The organism is Crocinitomix catalasitica ATCC 23190, assembly GCF_000621625.1.
GTDB lineage: Bacteria > Bacteroidota > Bacteroidia > Flavobacteriales_D > Crocinitomicaceae > Crocinitomix > Crocinitomix catalasitica.
The window spans coordinates 67712-87567 of record NZ_JHXV01000023.1 but is presented as its reverse complement, the minus strand read 5'-3'; the positions used below and the strand labels follow the sequence as shown (position 1 = coordinate 87567).

The following is a 19856-nucleotide window of genomic DNA, read 5'->3' as shown; positions in this document are numbered from 1 at the left end:
AATTTCACCTTACTGTGTATTTTCAATAAAAATGGCTTTTCCATTTCGGTGTTTTAAAGGTATGATTTGAGTCCTTAAATTGTAATATTTCACTATATAGTTGACTTGATTTTTGGCATTAAATAGATTTTATTTTCCGTTGGCATTTATTGATCATTTTTATGAGAAACATAAATTTTAAGCGTAACTAAATTTGTAAAAGAAAATTATATTGTACATGAAAACTGTTATCGCATTATTTTTTCTTTATTCCCTAACTGGTAAGGCTCAGACGCAAAACTTAACTGGTATAGATAGCGTGTATTCTATGCTTGAAAATTATGATAATACATCATTGGTTAATAAAAGTTCGAATGATGAGCTTATCTGGATGCAAATCGACACATTCACAGTTCATTATTATAACTCTGCTCTAAAAGGAGGTACTCCCAAACTTGATACAATAACGATTAAATTAAGATTTGAAAATAATTGGGATTCACTCAGAATAGAACAAACTAAAAATCAGAATCAAATTCTTATAAATCAATTATCCTTTATTTACAGAAATTATATGGATAGCATTGATTGGAGAGGCTACAAGATAACTAAGGGAGGATTCGAATCAGATAAAGTTGGTCATTTAAAAATGAAATATCCAATACCGTTTACTGAAATTCAGAAATCTAAAATAGATCTAATCCAAAGATGTCCTGATTTCTTATTTGAAGGAATGGGTGTGTTTTTGGATTGTAATAATCCTGGTATTAGAGAAGATAATATTCGCATATCTTACACCAATAAATTGAGGTACATCTCAAATGCAGTATTCAGAATGGATTCCGTGAACTACGGAAAAAAGAACTATTGAAAACACATGCTGACACAAAAAGGGGGTTTTCTTACCTGTTTTTAGGGGTTTTACCTACTAATGCTCAGTATCTTACTTGGTATTTGTTAAGAAATGCTATATTTGAGAAAATAACAACCCGCAACCCTAACTTGAAATTCTCTTTTAGCAGCTTTAAATGTTTACAAACGGATAATAAGTGTTTACAAATGTTTAACAAATAGGGGTGAGTATTATTCGGTTGTTGGCATTCATTTAAAAAAACGAACTTGAGACAGAAAATTCTAATTTTTTTATTCATTTTTTTTTCATCTTTCGAGTTATTCGCTTGTAGTTGTTCACGTCATTGGAATGATTCTTTTAGTTTGACAGCAGAAAATTCTGAATTCGTAGCATTAGTCAAAATAATATCATTTGATGAATATCTTGACCGTGAAATAACTGATTATGACGGAAAGATGCCTTACTCAATGACTGCCGAAATAATCAAAAAATACAAAGGAAAAGAAAGTAGAAAAAGAATTACAATTTTTGGAGACAATGGAATGTTATGCCGACCTTACTTATCTGATTTTGAAATTAACGGATATTATTTAGTCACGCCAAATCCATTAGACAATTCTGAAAATACTGAATATGACTTTTTTTCCTGTAGAACTGAATATTTAAAAGTTGATATTGAATCAAATAAAGCTTACGGGAATTATTCAATGTTTAGGAATCAAATCGAACTTGATTCGTTTGAAAATAAATTGGAAAACGGTAATCGGGATTTAGTAATAATTATCACAATTGGAATTCTATTAATTCTTATCCTGATAATTGTGCGAAGAAATAAAAAACGAAATGCCAATAACTAAGTATTCCCGCCTGAGGCGGACACGCGCCGCGCCGATCTTCATGCATTGCCTTCGTGTATCCGCTAGGCAGAGCAAAGTCATTAATTGCATACCACCAAAACAAAACCCTCCCCAAAAAAGGGGTTTTCCCTACCTGTTTTCAGGTGTTTTTCCTATTAATGCTCAGTAGATTACCAATATTTAACAAGGAATGCTATATTTGAGAAAATAACAACCCGAACACCTAACTTGAAATTCTCTTTTAGCATTTTTTACTTGTTTACAAACGGATAATAAGTGTTTACAAATGTTTAAAAAATAGGAGGGTGTATTATTCGGTTGTTGTAGGTAATGAAACCCTTTGTTTCAAACAAAAAAAATATGCACCCATTAGAATTCAGAAATAGATGGAGAATAAGGTCTCACATAAATGGTGTAATGCTTAGAAATATTAGTCAAGTTTATCGATACATGGACCAATACTGGATTGATGAATTTTTCAAAACTGGAAATTTACAGCTAACCTCATTTGTTAAAAATAGGACAGTAGATGACATAAGAAATGATGAAAATGAAGGATATCATGATTATATTATTCTTAGTCGAGACAGAACAAAACAATCGTCAATTAGATTTGACGATAGAGATACTCATAGAATGCTCTGCACAAGTACAGAACTTGATTTAAATAAATATTTACCATATTTTAAAGTTGATGGATGTTTTAAAATTAACAATCCATTAGGTTTTGGATATGAAGTGGCAAAAGTTTTAAAAGGATTTGAAAAAGGTCAAGAAGGCATGACTGAATACACTGATCGTGGTTTTAGTTTTTTTCCTCTAGAAAAATTTCCTGACTTGCCTGATTTAACTGATAATTCCCCTCCAATACATGAACTCTTTCCATATTTGGATATGATACCAAGGGTTGATTTCAATATGTTTTACTTAAAAAAGACTAAATATTCACCTGAAAATGAATACAGACTTATTTGGAAGTGCGAACGAGAGCATGATTTAATCATTAATTGTCCAGATGCACGTAAATTCTGTGAAAAAATAACTTAAAACTACCTACAACAAAGCCTAAATTTCATTACTGTTTCGTACCTTACAGCAACGAAAATATAGCCAAACGACGTTGGCAATAATTAAAAAGAAACATTGAGTATACAAGTAGAAATATCGGATGTTGATTGTAAAAAATTTGCGAAAAGAATTCGTGATGATTTTTACAAACCAGTAAACACTTTTAAAACCAATATATTTCTATGCGGTGCAGATATCTCAATGAAGGATAAATTAAGATTTAAAATTGCGGAAGAATTTAAAAATATATGGAATTATTACAGGTATGAAATTATTTATCCAGAAGATATTTTTGATGAACTTTTATACAGTTCGAGAAGTAAGGACTTACTGTCACTAGAAAATTTGCTTGCTGATAGCGTTGATGTGATTTTAATGATTCCCGAAAGTCCAGGTTCATTTGCGGAACTAGGAGCGTTTGCAAACAACGAAAACTTGAGGGCAAAGATAATTTGTATAGTAGATGAAAGATATAGAAAGGACAAAAGCTTTATAAATCAAGGACCAATAAAATTGATTAAGAAAGCTAACAAGAATGGTGTGATTTTTATTGACCCGAATGATTTGCCAAATGAAATGGATGAAATTAAATCTGCAATTAACTTCTCAAAACGAAATAGTGCTGTAAAAACGAAATCTGTGAATTTGCTTCAATTGGATAGTTTTTTATTGCCTACTATTTATCTACTTGAACCAATTAGTGATTTAACGTTAGGTAAAATTGTTGGTGAAGCTATAGATGATATTTCAAATTCATATGAAGCAACTAGAACAGCATTAACTACTCTCACAAAGAAAAAAGCAATTGAATATACAAATGATGGCTACAGACTAACAAGTTTAGGGTTAGAACAATATGAAAAATTAAGAAAAATAGGTAGTAGAATTAAGGTGCAAGACGAAACTGTAGCTTTGGACAAACTGCGATTAGAAATATTAAATTTTAAATTAAGAAATAGAAAAATGAAGATATAAGAAAGTTCTTTTTAGACGCTTTTTGTTGCGTTATGTAATTAAAAAGTGAGTGAGTGTTGTTCCGACACTCGAGTTATAAACCTAGATACTATCATCGCAAATTTTAAGTGCAAAATCCAGTAGGTTTTACACTTAAATTTCACTCAACTATTGAGAAGTATTAAGAACTTTCTTTTCTTCATTTTATAAAACTAAGAATGGTAAAAAACGAAAACATAAGGTTGAATATGCTTGGACTTCCAATAATCCAATCAATCGATGATTTTTCACATATTACCCACCTTTCTAAATATACGCTTTACCAATTATCTGAGAAGTCGAACTTTCACTATAAAAAATTCCCCTTAAAGAAAAAGACCGGAGGAACTCGAACAATTTGTCAACCCAGCAAGAATCTTAAAGGATTACAGTCTTGGATATTAGTAAATATTCTTAACAAACTTAAAGTTTCTGATTCCTGTAAGGGGTTTGAAAAAGGGAGTTCAATTGGGGATAATGCCAGGCCACATATTAATGCAAATTGTATTCTAACAATCGATTTATCCGATTTTTTTGGAACAGTCACGGATATTCAAGTTTATAATGTTTTCAAGTCTATTGGTTACAATAAACTAATTTCGACTATGCTAACTAATATTTGTACTTGTGATGGTTCTTTACCCCAAGGAAGCCCTTGCTCACCTAAATTAGCAAACCTTGTTACTTGGAAATTGGACAAACGAATTCAGGGTTTTGTTGGAAAACGTGGCATAACCTACACAAGATATGCAGATGATTTATCTTTTTCAGGTCTTCATCCTGCTAATACTGTTCAAATTTTACCAGTTGTGAAAAGTATTGTTGAAGATGAAGGATTCATAATTAATCCCAAAAAGACTAGGGTCGCAGGTGCAAGTAGAGCCAAAATAGTAACAGGTTTAGTAATATCAAATAATAAGTTTGGAATTGGTAAAACTAAATATAGAATATTAAGGTCAAAAATTTATCATCTCACAAAACCTAAAGAGCAGAAAAATACAGACTTACTAAATGAAGTAAATGGTTGGATTGCATATTTAAAAAGTGTTGATAAATCTAGGTTCAACAAGGTTTTCAAATATGTTACAAAGTTAAAAAAGGAACACCCAAAAACTCTAGTAAATCAAATAACTATATCCAATAACTAAGTATTCTCGTCTGAGACAGACAAACGCCGCGCCGACCTGCATGCATTGCCTTCGCTTATCCGCCAGGCAGCGCAAAGTCCCTAATAACCTACGTCCAAACCCAACCTTCCCAAAAAAAGGGGTTTTTCCTACCTGTTTTCAGGGGTTTTTCCTATTAATGCTCAGTAGATTACCAATATTTAACAAGGAATGCTATATTTGAGAAAATTAGAACGCGAACACCTAACTTGAAATTCTCTTTTTAGCAGCTTTAAATGTTTATAAACGGATAATAAGTGTTTACAAATGTTTAACAAATAGGAATGTGTATTATTCGGTTGTTAACTACAATTCTTCCCTATTGCGGAAATAAATATTTTTAGGCAAGGTTTATTTGGTTTAAAAGATTGAAAAACAAAAATGATAACAGTTGTTTTGGAGAACACCACGAAATGTTAGTCAGAATTAGAAATGAATAAAAGACTTAAAACATTAATCATTGTAATCACCATAATTGGCGGAATAGTTGGATTTGTATATTATAGTTTTACACAAATCGATTTCATAGGTCATAAAGACCCTGAGGTTGTTAAAGCCAATTTAGAACGTTGGGATAAAATGTTGCTAGAAGCAGAATATAGAAATGGAACGGATTATTGTAATATCAAAATTCTCGACTCGATAAATATTGAAATCAACACTGGGAATGCGGTGGGCGGAACAATCATAACCAAAGATTATAAATTGTCTGGCGACACCATAATCATTATTGACGGAATTAAACACTTAGAAAATTACATTAATTCCACTGAAATGATAATTAATCATAATCAAGTTGTTTACTTAAAAAATATTAATGGTGAATTTGACACGATACAAACAATGAAAGTGAAATTTAACAAATTAAAAAAGTAGTTAACAAAAACTAAAATTCACCGCGTTGCGGTTCGGCATAAATGCCTAATTTTAGTCAACCGTTGTAGATAATTTGGACAAGTTACCAATTATTGGTATATTTGAGTAAATAGATTAAAATGAATAAAAACACATCAGTATCACTCGGAAACTATTTTGACGAATTTGTTCAAGGACGAGTAAATGAAGGACGATTTAAAAATGTTAGCGAAGTTATTCGTGCTGGATTAAGACTTTTAGAAGAAGAAGAGAATAAAGTCGTTGCTTTAAAGAATGCTATTCAGCAAGGAATTGATAGTGGAATTGCCCACGATTTTGATCCCAAAAAACATTTGGCATCTTTAAAAGCGAAAAAGCATTCGAATGGCGCAGTTTAAATTGACAAAGAAAGCTGTAGAGGACTTATCGAAAATTTGGGGTTATACTTTTGAAGTTTGGTCTGAAAAACAGGCTGATAAATATTATGAGTTACTCGTTTCAAACTGTCAAGAAATTGCTGAGAATCCAGACTTAGGGAAAAGATATGACGGAATTGCTGAAAAATTACTTGGAATGAAAGCAAACCGCCACATCATTTTTTACCGAACAGTTGACATAAATTATGTTGAAATTACCAGAGTACTTCACGAAAGAATGGACTTGAGAAAAAGAATAGCAGAATAAAAACTAAACACAATACAAATGTAAAAATGCATTTAAAAACGACTTTTTACAAAACCGTTCGCCACTCCACAATAACTGCGCTGCTGCAGCTCAACCTATACAAAAGGAGAACATCTAATCCCCAAAAGCCAGTCGCATACCCGCTACCGCACATCCCGATTTCTATCGGGAGTATCTCGAGGCATGATACTTAACACTATATATTAATATCTGCAAAGCCTTTTCCCTATTAATGCTCAGTAGATTACCAATATTTAACAAGGAATGCTATATTTGAGAAAATAACAACCCGAACACCTAACTTGAAATTCTCTTTTAGCAGCTGTAAATGTTTACAAACGGATAGTAAGTGTTTACAAATGTTTAACAAATGGGGGTGAGTTTTATTCGGTTGTTACTCCCAATTAAAAAAAGAAAAACAAACAATGACAAAAGCCGAAAGATTTGAAGGTTGCATAATTGGTGGAGCAATTGGAGATGCTTTTGGAAGTGGATATGAAAATATCGAAGAAGAAAAAGAAGATACATTTTACCTTTTTGGAAAGCCTAAAAAGAAAGAACCAAAATGGCAAATCACAGATGATACACAATTAACTCTGGCAACAATTGAGGCGATGATTGAAGATGAAAAAGTTAAGCCAGAAACGGTTTCTAATCATTTTTTAAAATTATATAAACAAAGAAGATTAAGAGGAGTTGGAGCAAGTACTTTGAAAGCATTAAAAGAATTAGATTTTGGAGGGCATTGGAGTCAAGTCGGTAGAAAGGGAGAATACGCAGCAGGAAACGGAGCAGCAATGAGAATAGCACCAATTGCATTTAAAGAAAATATTTCCAATTCTGAGATTAGAGATTTATGCATAATAACTCATCAAAATGATGAAGCATATATTGGAGCAAGATGCGTTGTGATTGCAATTAGAGAAATCTTAAATGGAAATTGGAATGAAGATGAAAACTTAATCGAATTAATTATCGACCAAATTCCTGACACAAGAGTTAGAGACAGGTTGACAGAAATTAAAGAGATTGAAAGTTTATCAAAAATTGGAAATTTAGGTAATGACGGATATGTTGTAAATTCTGTTCCATTAGCAATTGCAGCGGCAATTAAATCAAAAGAAATAGGAATTGAAAATATGTTTTTACAGCTAATTGAAATTGGAGGAGATACAGATACCAATTGTTCAATTGCAGGACAAATTGTAGGAACTTTAATTGGGCGAAAAGGAATTCCTGAAAACCTAATAAAGAAACTTTCAGATTTGAATGAATACAATTGGATTCAAATGACGATAAATAATTTAAAGAAAAAAGAAAACTGGGAGTAACAATGTATACCTGCTCATGCCCAGCAAAAGCTGGTCACGTCAGATAGCCAACCGTTAACTTTTATTAAAATAATGATAACCATAGTTCAAACTTTAGTAATTTTTTTCACATTTTGCTTAATGCTTGCATGTACCTCAGAATCATTTCCATTTGACTCAGAGAATATAGAAAAGTCTCCAATTATAATTGATAAAGAACAAAATACTGGAATACTTTTCGAGCGAGAATGGTTAAGCACCTCATACTACAGACTCTACTACATTGGACCTTATCAGGATTCCATTTTAGTAGATCGGGTATTGTCCGCGAAGTTCTATCATTCTGTTTTTGATATGGAAATGGAAGAATTACCACCAGCTGAATTTGCGCAATATGACAACAATCCAAAAGATTTATCGAAGAACTCAATTCCAGCAGAATATGTTTCACTGAAAATAGAAGTTGATACAAACCAGTTTATTGGTGGTAAAATGCAATCTTATGCAGTTTTTATAACTAACTTGAGCCCAGATACAGCTATTATTTCATATCGTAGTAGAATACCTGCAATAATGGAGGCTAAAGATAGATATAAGAATTGGCGACCGATTCAAGAACCATTAATTGGTTGTGGATTTGAAATACACAGTGTAAAATTACCTCCTAGCGAATTGGTTCTAACCTCTGCACCAGTTTTTAATGGTGATTTCAAAACAGAATTGAGAATTAGAATAGGAGAAAATTATTCCAATTCTTTTTATGGATCTATCAATCCTGGTCAATTTGAAAGTGCCTTTAAAGCAAACGGTGATCAAAAATAATGTGTTACAGGAATCGAAAACAAATGCTAACAAAGAATAAATATCAGCGCTATGCGCTGACAGCATAAATGCTTATATTTATTTTACCGTTAGGTACAATTATGAAACGATTTTTAACAATAGTAATTCTGATTATCGGATTGGGAGCATGTAATAACCAATCTGAACAAACAAACAAAGTACATTCTCAAAGTGATCAGAAAGATTATTCTGATACATTGTCTGAATTAGATGATTATGAATTGGAAGAACAGAAAATGGAAAAAGAAATGGCTCAGCAAAGAAAAGACCATGAAATCCGTATGGTCAAAAAAGAATTTTCTTTTCAATCTACTGACAATTGTGAATCAGGAGGTCCAAGTATAGAAACCTTAAATAAGTATAAGAAAAGAACGCCATTCAATATTAAAAAGATTAAATCTGACACAAATTGTGTCGTTAGGTTCAGGTTTATTGATGATTGCTGTTTAGAGTATGTGGGGGATATAAAAAGAAACTCAGATTTGATTAAATTATCATACAAAAACATAAGTTATATGCCGTGTGATTGTTATTGTGAATATGAGTATACGTTTGACTTTAAAATTGCTCCAAATAATCCTGTAAAAATAGAATTGAATGGGAAACAATTGTAAAAAGCACCTAACAAAGAACTGAGCTTATAAAAAAGTTTTTCTCGAATTATTTTTACATTAAAACCGGATTTTTACTTCGATAGTTTTCATCATATGGAATTCTACTTTTAGAAATTTTCAGCGCTTGCCTAGTTAACTTATTACAAACCCCCGCTCCGAAGTAACTGCGCTGTTCCAGCTCAACCTATACAAAAGAAGAACAACTAATCCCCAAAAGCTAGTCGCATATCCGCTATCACACATCCAAATTCCTATCGGGAGTATCTCGTGGTTTCGTAACTCTACCCCCTAAACCCAACCTACCTAAAAAAAAGGGTTTTCCCTGCCTGTTTTCAGGGGTTTTCCCTATTAATGCTCAGTAGATTACCAATATTTAACAAGGAATGCTATATTTGATAAAATAACAACCCGAACACCTAACTTGAAATTCTCTTTTAGCATTTTTGTAAATGTTTTAGGAAATGAAGTGACGTTTATATAAAAGGAATAAAAACAAACTTGTCCTTACTTAGAAAAGTTTTATTTGGGGGGCGTCATTAAACGAATGAACAAAATAGATCTAATTAATGAAACAAATAATAGGAGTATTTTTGATTTTACTCACTTTAAATGCTTGTTTTCAAAAGAAAGAAGTAAAAATTGTACAAAAAGAAACTATACTAAAAGAACCGAAAGTAGATAAACGTGTAGAATTATTAAGCATTGTTTTTAGACTTGCAGGCAGTCATGAATATAGTCAAAATCTTTTTCCAAAGTACGTTGAAAGCATTGAAAGTCATTTTGGAGAATTTAAAAATCACGATTTAATTAAGTTCGTGAAAGATGAATTACTTGAAGATGGAATTGGTTATAGTTCGGTTATGAGTATGGCGATTCATATAACTGAACCACCAATTATAAAACCAATTGTAACCCCATTTCCATGCAAATCACTTGAGGAACCTTGGAATAAAAAAAGCTCAATAAAATTTTTAAAACTGTTAAAGGAGTTTTATACTGATGCCGACTTTGAAACTTTTTTTAATGACAATAAAGAACTTTACAAAACTGCATCAAACAGATTTAAAAAAGTATATCAAAATTTAGACTTAGAATGGTATCAAAAATTTTATGGGGTAAAGCCAAAAGGAGAATTTAGAATTATAAATGGACTAGGAAATGGTGGCGCAAATTATGGACCAAAAATACTTTCCGAAAATGGAAATGAAGTAATATATGCGATAATGGGAACGTGGAGTGTTGATAGCTTAAGTATTCCTGTTTACTCAATAGAAGACTATTTTCCAACGCTTTTACACGAATTTAATCATTCATTTGTAAATTATGTTGTAGAGAAATATCGTTCTGATCTTGGAGAAAGCGGGACAATCATTTTTAATAAAGTAAAAGAGGAAATGAATAAGCAAGCATACGGTAATTGGAAAACTATGTATGATGAAGCACTGGTTAGGTCAGCTGTTATTAAATATATGAAAGATCATAATTTTGATAAAAAAACAATCGAGAATGAATTGAAGGAGCAGATAAATAGTAGTTTTTTATGGACTGATGATTTAGTTAAAGAATTAGAAAGATATGACAACAATCGAGATACGTATCCAACTATAGAGAGTTTTATGCCTGAAATAATAAAGTTTTTTAATCGAACAGCATCTAAAATTGACGCTTAAAGAAAAAGCTGAAAAATAAAACACAAAAAAATAACGAAGGACAACACCATACGCTCAACGTTAGGTATAATTTCCACCACCAACTGAGATATTCCACTTGACTGTAAAAATTCTATCTTTCACAGTCTCAAGAGATTTCAAGATTTCCTTTTCATCAGGAAAATCTCCATATACTAAGTCTTTGAAATCAGTTTCGTAGACTCCTTTAATTTGATCCCATGTTTCTTTAGTTTTTGAAAAGATCGTGGCATTCTTTGGATGATGATTGAGTCATTCATTATTATTCTTGAAACTTTCAACATCATCTCGCGCAACAGACATAAACATGTCCTCAAAATCATCCGAATTAAAAAATGAATTGATTTCTGGATCTTTAAGAAGTTGATTGATATCGTATGTATGTCTGATTTTATCTTTTAAGTATTGTATAGGATTATCGCCATAAGAAAATCTAACTAAACTCATTATTTTTTCACAAATTGTCCTTCTTGCATCTAGAACTTGCACTTCAAAAGGAAGCATATCATATTTCTCTGCAATTTCTAACTGGCCAGTTTCTTCCATCATCTCATATGTGTACGAGCTTATTTCTTGTCTGTGATATGGGTCATACCTGTCTAATCAGGTCGCTTCTACTATTATCACATCCCTAACTTGTCCGAACTGCCCTTCAAATTTTTTATTATAAGTATGTGCAGTTTTTCTGATCATGCCCATTTTAATAGTAATACCTTCCACTGGGACTTCCGGCATAATCTCAGACACTACCTTTCCAATCTGGTTGAATCTCTTCTTTAATGTATTACCATTATCAGCGTCATATCTTAGGACAACTAAATCTATGTCTTCAGAAAATCTTTCGATTAAGCCATAACATTTTGAAAGAGCTGTTCCCCCTTTAAATACAGTGTCGTTTCCTATTTCACTATGAAAAATCCTATGCAATGCTAATGTTACCCAATAGTCTTTCTCCACATATATGTCGATTAAGTTTTTTCTTTCTGCTGTAGCCCTTATGGCCTGCTTAAATAGAGTTTGGTCTTTGTGTAAGTTCATAGGATATTCCAATTGCCTTTTGTTGTTAGCACGTTTCCAGAAATTCCAAACGCATAAGTCGATATTGGATTTAAGGTTTTCTTTATATTTTCATATTCCTCTCCAAGCATTTCTAAAATTGCTCCTAATAGCGCTCTTGTTGCTGGTGAATATTTTATTACCAGTTTAGCCATAGCTTCTCGTTCGGAAATTTTTCTATTCCGTACTATCTCAATTAGCTTTTTGCACGATTTGTCTATTGACTCATCTGGTATCTTTTTGATATATCTGATAGCATCCAGAATTTGAAGAAGTGGTATGCTATCTTTGGTTATCCTATTCTTCTGAATTATAAATCTAATTTTATACTTCCCCCTTTCTAATCCAGGTCTAGGTTCATTTCTACCAATTTGAATAACATTGCTTATTTGTGTTGTTAATCCTAATCGATTATAAATTCCAAGACCTGTAATGTACCCGATAAGTTTGCCATTCTTTTCCAATAAGTCTTTTACTACCTCACGTTGATCAGGAGGCAACTCACCAAAGGGGGTTAATTCAGGTTTATAATATTTACCCTTAGAGAGCTTCACAATCTTACCGCTTGTAGCCATTCTGTTAAGCGTTTTTATTACAGCTTCTTTTCTATTCACCTCTGTTATAAAATCATGATAGGTGAAAACATAACCTTTTCCAAGCCTATCAATTCTATTTGCTATATAATCAGTGGTTTTCAAAATTTTATTTAATTATTCAAATATAGTAAAATGTCCAGTTAATTAATTAAAAAACTGGACAAAAATATTAAAAATAATAAGAAGGAATGAAATTGTTAGGTGTCCAACCACGTCAAGTGCTTGTAATTGATGTGGTTGGACAGTAATAGTGGCCATAAAAACACAAAATCCTAAACACAGCAATTTGTAAAATGCATGTGCCCCTTTGAGACGCAAACGTACAATACTAGGAATGTTATTCGCCACTCCGCAATAACTCCTCTGCTGCGGCTCAACCTATACAAAAGGAGAACATCTAATCCCCAAAATTCAGTCGCATACCCGCTGCCACACATCCAAATTCCTATCGGGACTATCTCGTGGTGTGATAATTACCCTAAATATTAATATCTACACCCCTTTTCCCTATTAACCCTCAGCAGATTACCAATATTTAACCAGGAATGCTATATTTGAGAAAATAACAACCCGAACACCTAACTTGAAATTCTCTTTTAGTATTTTTTACTTGTTTTAGGAAATGAAATAGAGTTTATATAATTGGGCTAAATTAACGTTAACTTTATTCGGATGTTAGGTGCAATAAGTCTATTTCATGAAAAAATAAATTGTTAAGTACTATAACAAAAAAGAGTTTCATATTTATAGAAATATTAACACAATAAAGTAATCTATGAAATTATCATTATTGACAATAATAATACTATGTGCTAACAACAACTTTGCACAAGATAAAGTTTATTGGAAGAACGGATTTGAATATTTATATGAAGCCACTTATCTTGATAAGAATGGAGATACCTTATCTGCAGAAGAAGTAACGATAAAAGCAACAGATACTATTTTTAATTTTAATCAAACATTACTTTATTATTCATATAGTCTTGATAACATTAATCTTAAATCGAAAACTGACTCGATTTTAGGATTTAATAAAAAATGGGTCAATATTCAAGGTGAAGGAGCTCTTGAAGGAAGTCGTTTGTGGATGCATCCATTTCGTTCAAATCAATATATTTTGACGGAAATAGCTCCTTTTCCCACGGTTCCCTTGCCTCCGGCATTAAACATAATAACAAAGGGCAAAACCAAAATATTTTCAACACTTGGGAATTTCAAAGGGACAGTTAAATCTACAACAGAAATAACAGCTCAAGAAACTAGAGATTATAACTGGGGAACAGAATTAAATTGTTGGAAAATAAAAAATATAGGGAAACATAACAAGCTGGGAACAAGCTGTTTGATTGTGTATTTTAAAGAAAATGTTGGAATATTAGAAATGAATTATCTATTTTACAATGGAGAAAAAATGAATTTCAAGCTATTACAAACGAAAAAATAGTGCCAAGCAAAAATTAAATTTAATTCGGGGTTCAGTATTTCATTGAAAGTCCACAATAACTGCGCTGCTGCAGCTCAACCTATACAAAAGGAGAACATCTAATCCCCAAAAGCCAGTCGCATACTCGCTACCGCACATCCAAATTTCTACGGAGAGAATCTCGCGGTAATCTAACTCAACCCCAATATTAATATCTCCCCCCCCCCCCCCCCTTTTTTTCCTATTAATGCTCAGTACCTTACCCAATATTTAACAAGGAATGCTATATTTGATAAATTAACAACCCGCAACCCTAACTTGAAATTCTCTTTTAGCAGCTGTAAATGTTTACAAACGGATAATAAGTGTTTACAAATGTTTAACAAATGGGAGTGTGTATTATTCGGTTGTTACCACCAATAATGAAAAAACGAATTTCCATATTAATTACATTCTTTATTTATACAATATCTTTTGCAAATGTAAATGACACTATTGTTTTGAAAGATTGTGATTATAATGAATTGATAGAGATTTGTTTGACCAAAAACCCAAAACTCTTAAAGATACAATCTTATAAAAGTGACTCTTTACCAAGTGAAATTGGTAGACTAACCAACTTAGAACATTTAGATATAAATTTTGGTGAATTTCATTATGTACCTAAAAGTATTGGCAATCTTCATGAATTAAAAATTTTAACTATTTCAAATGGACGTACCAAATTAAACATTCCACCAGAAATAGGTAAACTGACTAATCTAATAGAATTAAATATCTATAATTATGAAATAGATATTTTACCAAACGAAATTGGTAATCTTGTTAATTTAGAAGAAATAATGCTTTGCGGAAAAATAAGCTCTTTACCTTCTACTGTTAAAAATTGGAAAAGTATAAGAAATTTGTATCTATCAGGAAATAATCTTAAGGAAATCCCATCATATTTTTATTTGTTTAATGAATTAGAATTCCTTGATTTATCTAACAGTAACATATCATTTGTTAGTGATAGTATAAAATTACTTCAACAGCTAAAAGACTTGACGCTTAATGGAAATATTGAATTATTAGTATTACCTGAGCCAATTTGTGAATTGGAAAATCTTGAAAGGCTTGAAATTGAAAACACTATGATTTCATTTCTTCCACACTGTTTATCTTTAAATAATAATCTTGTTATAATAAAGGCTTGTAAAGAAATCTTTTCTAATCAAGAAACAATTGAAAAAAAATTGAATGATAAAATTAAATGGAGTTGGAGGTGTAGATATTTAGAATCTCAACTCATAAATTTTTCGGAAGTTTACGGTAAATATTCAACAAAATTGAAAAAAGTAAACGACACATTATATTTAGAAAGTAATTACTTTTACAATGAACCAGGAGTAATTGATGAAGAGTTTACAAGAAAGGTAATTCTTAAAATACATAATTTAGATAGTGTTAAACTAAACAAAATTTATGAAATCAATAATCCATTATTTCAAGTTGAAACGTCATCATTTAGTGTGTGGGACTGGTCTAATAAAAAAAACTATGAATTAGAGGGGTATATTGTATTTCGAGAAATTTCAAACAGAAAGATAATTGCTTATTTAAACATTGAATTGATAGAAAATAAAGAAAGTAGAAAAATAATTGATAAACTATTAGAATATAAAAAATAAAGGTGGTAACAATGGCTAAAAAACATAGGGGTTTGGTAGTAAATTGGAAGTTAATAGCTTTGATTGAAAACCGCCAAACCAAAATTTTGATAACTAAAAAAGAAAATTAATTATAAAAATATTTGGCTTGGCTAAATGCTAAATTGAAAAGGCTGAATTTTAAACTCCCCTACGATTTCTTAGCCGGGTCGTTAGCGGTAATTGCGGAAACTTAAATTTTTATTAATATGTCTCAAGAAATGTATTTTTTCCGATTCAACACAGAATTAGCTTCAACTAAGCTACCGCAAAGACTGTTACCAGTCGCATACTCGCTACCGCACATCCGAATTTCTACGGAGAGAATCTCGCGGTAATCTATCTTAACCCTAAATATGAATATCTGCAAAGCCTTTTTCCTATTAATGCTCAGTAGATTATCAATATTTATCAAGGAATGCTATATTTGAGAAAATTACAACCCGAACAACTAACTTGAAATTCTCTTTTTAGCATTTTGTGCATGTTTTAGGAAATGAAGTGGAGTTTATATAATTGAGCTAAAGTTGACGTTAACTTTATTCGGTTGGCGAAAATTAAAACATGAAATATCTAGGAGCAACAATCATATTCGTATTAGGCTTATGGAGCTGTAATGAAGAACCCCAGCATAATGATGCTGACTCTTTCAAAAAGCAAGCTTCAAGTATGGTTGATAAAACGATTAAACAAACAGAAATCAAACATAACAAAAGTGATTTTCTTCAATATGAAATCTTTTTGGACAAAGAAGTATATTCAATTGATGAAGCTATTAAAATCTCATTAGTTGCCAAAAACACAACTACGGAAAAAATAAATATCTGGATTGACGCAGGAGATTATCCTACAGGCACCGAATTAGATATTATAGACTCAAAAGGCAAATCCTTGGTTAGGCAACATTGGGCATTCATGAGTTCTCAAACTTATACAATAGAAGAGGCCGAACAATTCAAAACAACAATCTTACCTGACGGAGAATTTAAAAAAGAATATAACCTATTATCGGTTGTTCAGTTAAGTAATGATTTGACGAAAGGAACGTACGAGTTGAACTATAATAATGCTGAACCAGTAAAGTTTGAAATAAAATAAAATGCGCTAAAACTATGTGAAAAGCATTAAAAACGCATATTACATTAAACGATATTCACCACTCCACAATAACTCCTCTGCTTCGGCTCAACCTATACAAAAGGAGAACATCTAATCCCCAAAAGCCAGTCACATACCCGCTACCGCAAGTCCAAATTCCTATCGGGACTATCTCGTGGTAATCTATCTTAACCCTAAATATTAATATCTGTAAAGCCTTTTTCCTATTAATGCTCAGCAGATTATCAATATTTATCAAGGAATGCTATATTTGAGAAAATAACAACCCGAATACCTAACTTGGAATTCTCTTTTAGCAGCTGTAAATGTTTACAAACGGATAATAAGTGTTTACAAATGTTTAACAAATGGGAGTGTGTTTTATTCGGTTGTTCAACCGTTATAAGCCATTAAAAAAAACGATTAAATTATACAAAAAACACTATTTTTGTGAAATACCTTTTACTAATACCCTATTTATCTTCTCTCTTTTTTGGATGGTCTCAAATGACGGATCGCCCTTGCCCCATTGATCTCGATCAAGCCTTTACGCTTACAATTGGTGTATACGGTAATCATTTAGAATCAGAGCTAGGTGGCCGTTCGGAATCAGGTACAGGAGGGCTTCCTTGTTCATCTTATTCTATGCAGTTTATTGATTCAACTAAAAGCTTTAGTATTAGATGGAGCGAACTAGTTGGCAAAAAGATTATTTTTAAAGATACCATTGTTGCCCCAGAACAATTAAAAATAGAGGCCTTATGTTTTATTTGTTTCCGTAAAGCGGATAAACCTGCAATAAAAACACCTTTTTTTAAGCAGATAGATTTCCCGTATTTAAAATCAATTCATATCGAATTGGAATGTGACAATTTAGAGTTGAAAACATGGCACACCTACAAGACTTTAATTAAAAAAAATAATCTTGAAAGTTTCACTTATAACTATTGTATATACGATTCACAACTAATTGATGATTTAACACCATTTAGCAATTTAAAAACACTAGAAATATCTGCAACACCTAGTTACGAATTGTTGTCATTTGTGAATTTGGAAAACCTGAATTTTTATACTAATTATCTAGATATCGCTTTCCCACATCAGCTCACGCAACTTGATCAATTAAACAGCGAGAACGTATTTGACGCAGATATCTTTGCAATTAAAACATTTTTTTGGGAAAACCTTAAAGTAAAATCAAATAATGAAGGTTCATTTCCATACATGTCACTTAGCTCAATAAATAAAATCATCTCCGAAAATTTGCAAGATGAATTTGCTAACAATGAGGATATGATTGTTTTAGCAAAAGACTTGAGACCATATTTTCATGAATCTTGGAAAATAGATACAGTTGCAAATGGTCAATTAAAAAACGGGGCAATGATAGGTGTCTGGAGGTATAAAGTGTTGACAGGAAATAGATACTCTGAATTTTATTTCAACCATTCTCAGATTCAGCAGAAAATTCCTAAAAATGGGAATTGGAAATATCTATATTACAATGATTCTACAGCTATTACTGGAAAGTTCAAAAATGGAAAAAAAGATGGAATTTGGTCTTTTTATAGGCCAAATGGTGATTTGCAGGCAACCAAAACTTTTAAAAATGATAAGCTCATTGGTTTGTCTAAAACTTATTTTTCAGCAGCCAGTTCAAAATTTTATGAGCATAATGGTAGTTACGCGCCCGTGGATTATGAAGTGCGGAGATTTTTTTTTAGCAATAATAGTTTAGATTACGCTGAAGTTAAGATTTATTCCGATTCAGTTTTTAAATGGAAGTCACCCCATATGCTCTTTGACACATTAGCTGAGGAATACATAGTATATCCAGATGGAAATATGCATATTAGAAACGCAGATGCCCAAGACAAAATTATTATTAAAAATACTACAGAATATAATGAGCTATTATATGAACATTATTTAATGTATTTGTTTCCTGAATGCAATCATAGTGACTTTTACTATAATCCGATTTACAGAAAATAAACAGAATAAATGGAAACTGAAAACGGCTTATAACAAAAAATAAAATTCACAGCGTAGCTGTTCGGCATAAATGCCTAATTTTATTAGGCATAATCTAAAAAAACTCAACGAATGAATGAAATTTTATCAGACACAAAAATAGTAACCGCGATTATTTCTGCAATTACGGCTGTGTTAACTATATTCATTTTAAAACCAATTGTTGATAGAAAATTTTTGAAATTTAGATTAAATCAAGAACATAAATACGAACAAAGAAAAAAAATCAAAGAAGTTTTAGCTAAGAATAAAACTCATCTTTTAAATAGTGCTGAAGAACTAAATCACAGACTTTGGAATTTCACGAATAATCACCAAAAGAATTGGCATAAGGTAGATGGGGATTACTTTGAGGACGGAAATAATTACTTTAATTCATTTATTTATAGAATTCTTTCTTTTTATGGTTGGTTAAGAATAATCGACAAACAAATGATTTATTTAGATACAACAATTGCATCTAAAGATGATTTAGATTTTATAAAGTACATTAAAATATTCCCTCAATTAATGTGTGATTTAGCATTGTTCAAAGGAATTGAATATGATTCAAATAATCCGACTGACCATTTCTTTAGAAATAATTTTCAGAATATTTCAATAATTTTAGTAAAAGGAGAAGAAGTTACTGATTATGCTAATATGTTCGACGATTTAAATTACTGCCAAATGGAATATTCCCAGTTATGTGAATTTATCGACGGAATTTCAAGCGAAGAGGAAAGGCTTCGTTACGACCGACTAAAATTATTACACCTGACTTTATTGTCGTTTTTAAACAAATTCGGTTATGACTTTCAGTATACGGAAAAAGAAAAGATTGAGTTTATTTTAAAAACGCCAAGAAAATCAAAATTGATAAAGAATTATACAGAATTTATTAAACGAATGAAATTAGATTCTGAAAAGGAAATGAAAAAGTTATTAAAAATCGGAAAAGACTATGCCTAACACCGTATAAAAAAAATTGCTATTTTGGCTTAATCTAAAGGTTATTGCTCGTTTGCTTGCATCTGATTTTCCTTCGGAAAATCCTCGCACACAA

The 19856-nt window shown here is 31.4% G+C and carries 18 protein-coding genes and 1 pseudogene; 17 read left to right on the top strand and 2 right to left on the bottom strand.

Translation table 11 applies throughout. From position 1 onward, the window contains the following. Positions 1-217: 217 nt before the first annotated feature. The 12 genes from T367_RS0113625 (at position 218) to T367_RS22415 (ending at position 10892) form a co-directional block, all read left to right on the top strand. Entirely contained in the window at positions 218-850 is a 633-nt protein-coding gene (locus T367_RS0113625; RefSeq protein ID WP_027420348.1) for a hypothetical protein, read from the top strand. 248 nt (positions 851-1098) lie between these two features. After that, the gene (locus T367_RS22420) at positions 1099-1689 is read left to right on the top strand and encodes a hypothetical protein (RefSeq protein ID WP_072032205.1); all 591 of its coding nucleotides are present in this window, start codon (positions 1099-1101) and stop codon (positions 1687-1689) included. A 360-nt stretch (positions 1690-2049) separates the two neighbouring features. Then, positions 2050-2736, top strand: coding sequence for a hypothetical protein (locus T367_RS0113615; protein WP_027420347.1), 687 nt, complete (start codon positions 2050-2052; stop codon positions 2734-2736). Between the two features lie 96 nt (positions 2737-2832). Then, the gene (locus tag T367_RS0113610) at positions 2833-3732 is read left to right on the top strand and encodes a retron St85 family effector protein (protein WP_051568554.1); all 900 of its coding nucleotides are present in this window, start codon (positions 2833-2835) and stop codon (positions 3730-3732) included. Positions 3733-3929: 197 nt separating this feature from the next. Next, positions 3930-4898, top strand: a complete 969-nt coding sequence (locus T367_RS0113605) for a retron St85 family RNA-directed DNA polymerase (protein ID WP_027420345.1) — start codon at positions 3930-3932, stop codon at positions 4896-4898. Positions 4899-5348: 450 nt separating this feature from the next. Further along, positions 5349-5792 carry a hypothetical protein gene (locus T367_RS0113600; protein ID WP_027420344.1) on the top strand — a complete coding sequence of 148 codons (444 nt, stop codon included), beginning with the start codon at positions 5349-5351 and terminating at the stop codon, positions 5790-5792. A 119-nt stretch (positions 5793-5911) separates the two neighbouring features. Beyond that, on the top strand, positions 5912-6169 hold the full coding sequence (locus T367_RS0113595) for a type II toxin-antitoxin system ParD family antitoxin (protein WP_027420343.1): 258 nt from the start codon (positions 5912-5914) through the stop codon (positions 6167-6169). Beyond that, complete coding sequence (locus tag T367_RS0113590; protein WP_027420342.1) at positions 6156-6455, top strand: type II toxin-antitoxin system RelE/ParE family toxin; 300 nt, start codon at positions 6156-6158, stop codon at positions 6453-6455. Before T367_RS0113595 ends, T367_RS0113590 begins: the two co-directional genes overlap by 14 nt. 425 nt (positions 6456-6880) lie before the next feature. Continuing rightward, entirely contained in the window at positions 6881-7786 is a 906-nt protein-coding gene (locus T367_RS0113585; RefSeq protein WP_027420341.1) for an ADP-ribosylglycohydrolase family protein, read from the top strand. Positions 7787-7858: 72 nt separating this feature from the next. After that, a complete protein-coding gene (locus tag T367_RS0113580) occupies positions 7859-8587 on the top strand; it encodes a hypothetical protein (RefSeq protein ID WP_169736070.1) in 729 nt (242 codons plus the stop codon). 101 nt (positions 8588-8688) lie between these two features. Continuing rightward, positions 8689-9222: a hypothetical protein gene (locus T367_RS0113575; RefSeq protein ID WP_027420339.1), complete on the top strand. Its 534-nt coding sequence runs from the start codon at positions 8689-8691 to the stop codon at positions 9220-9222. 566 nt (positions 9223-9788) lie between these two features. After that, the gene (locus T367_RS22415) at positions 9789-10892 is read left to right on the top strand and encodes a DUF4932 domain-containing protein (RefSeq protein ID WP_051568553.1); all 1104 of its coding nucleotides are present in this window, start codon (positions 9789-9791) and stop codon (positions 10890-10892) included. A 270-nt stretch (positions 10893-11162) separates the two neighbouring features. On the opposite strand, the pseudogene T367_RS25385 reads toward T367_RS22415, so the two are convergent. After that, positions 11163-11948: pseudogene (locus tag T367_RS25385) on the bottom strand (nucleotidyl transferase AbiEii/AbiGii toxin family protein). After that, on the bottom strand, positions 11945-12664 hold the full coding sequence (locus tag T367_RS0113560) for a DUF6088 family protein (protein WP_051568552.1): 720 nt from the start codon (positions 12662-12664) through the stop codon (positions 11945-11947). Before T367_RS0113560 ends, T367_RS25385 begins: the two are co-directional and overlap by 4 nt. A 673-nt stretch (positions 12665-13337) precedes the next feature. Here T367_RS0113560 and T367_RS0113555 point away from each other — a divergent pair. From T367_RS0113555 to T367_RS0113530, 5 genes are all read left to right on the top strand, one after another. Next, positions 13338-14009 carry a hypothetical protein gene (locus T367_RS0113555; RefSeq protein ID WP_027420337.1) on the top strand — a complete coding sequence of 224 codons (672 nt, stop codon included), beginning with the start codon at positions 13338-13340 and terminating at the stop codon, positions 14007-14009. Positions 14010-14410: 401 nt separating this feature from the next. After that, positions 14411-15658 carry a leucine-rich repeat domain-containing protein gene (locus tag T367_RS0113545; RefSeq protein WP_027420335.1) on the top strand — a complete coding sequence of 416 codons (1248 nt, stop codon included), beginning with the start codon at positions 14411-14413 and terminating at the stop codon, positions 15656-15658. A gap of 582 nt (positions 15659-16240) precedes the next feature. Next, positions 16241-16774, top strand: coding sequence for a hypothetical protein (locus tag T367_RS0113540; protein WP_027420334.1), 534 nt, complete (start codon positions 16241-16243; stop codon positions 16772-16774). Between the two features lie 450 nt (positions 16775-17224). Continuing rightward, entirely contained in the window at positions 17225-18772 is a 1548-nt protein-coding gene (locus tag T367_RS0113535; protein ID WP_157454239.1) for a toxin-antitoxin system YwqK family antitoxin, read from the top strand. A gap of 111 nt (positions 18773-18883) precedes the next feature. Next, complete coding sequence (locus T367_RS0113530) at positions 18884-19762, top strand: hypothetical protein (RefSeq protein WP_027420332.1); 879 nt, start codon at positions 18884-18886, stop codon at positions 19760-19762. Positions 19763-19856 lie beyond the last annotated feature (94 nt).

What these genes read in the sequence shown, in the direction of transcription:
- T367_RS0113625 (WP_027420348.1), top strand. Translation starts at nt 218, where the DNA reads ATGAAAACTGTTATCGCATTATTTTTTCTTTATTCCCTAACTGGTAAG.
- T367_RS0113615 (WP_027420347.1), top strand. Translation starts at nt 2,050, where the DNA reads ATGCACCCATTAGAATTCAGAAATAGATGGAGAATAAGGTCTCACATA.
- T367_RS0113605 (WP_027420345.1), top strand. Translation starts at nt 3,930, where the DNA reads ATGGTAAAAAACGAAAACATAAGGTTGAATATGCTTGGACTTCCAATA.
- T367_RS0113600 (WP_027420344.1), top strand. Translation starts at nt 5,349, where the DNA reads ATGAATAAAAGACTTAAAACATTAATCATTGTAATCACCATAATTGGC.
- T367_RS0113595 (WP_027420343.1), top strand. Translation starts at nt 5,912, where the DNA reads ATGAATAAAAACACATCAGTATCACTCGGAAACTATTTTGACGAATTT.
- T367_RS0113590 (WP_027420342.1), top strand. Translation starts at nt 6,156, where the DNA reads ATGGCGCAGTTTAAATTGACAAAGAAAGCTGTAGAGGACTTATCGAAA.
- T367_RS0113585 (WP_027420341.1), top strand. Translation starts at nt 6,881, where the DNA reads ATGACAAAAGCCGAAAGATTTGAAGGTTGCATAATTGGTGGAGCAATT.
- T367_RS0113580 (WP_169736070.1), top strand. Translation starts at nt 7,859, where the DNA reads ATGATAACCATAGTTCAAACTTTAGTAATTTTTTTCACATTTTGCTTA.
- T367_RS0113575 (WP_027420339.1), top strand. Translation starts at nt 8,689, where the DNA reads ATGAAACGATTTTTAACAATAGTAATTCTGATTATCGGATTGGGAGCA.
- T367_RS22415 (WP_051568553.1), top strand. Translation starts at nt 9,789, where the DNA reads ATGAAACAAATAATAGGAGTATTTTTGATTTTACTCACTTTAAATGCT.
- T367_RS0113555 (WP_027420337.1), top strand. Translation starts at nt 13,338, where the DNA reads ATGAAATTATCATTATTGACAATAATAATACTATGTGCTAACAACAAC.
- T367_RS0113545 (WP_027420335.1), top strand. Translation starts at nt 14,411, where the DNA reads ATGAAAAAACGAATTTCCATATTAATTACATTCTTTATTTATACAATA.
- T367_RS0113540 (WP_027420334.1), top strand. Translation starts at nt 16,241, where the DNA reads ATGAAATATCTAGGAGCAACAATCATATTCGTATTAGGCTTATGGAGC.
- T367_RS0113530 (WP_027420332.1), top strand. Translation starts at nt 18,884, where the DNA reads ATGAATGAAATTTTATCAGACACAAAAATAGTAACCGCGATTATTTCT.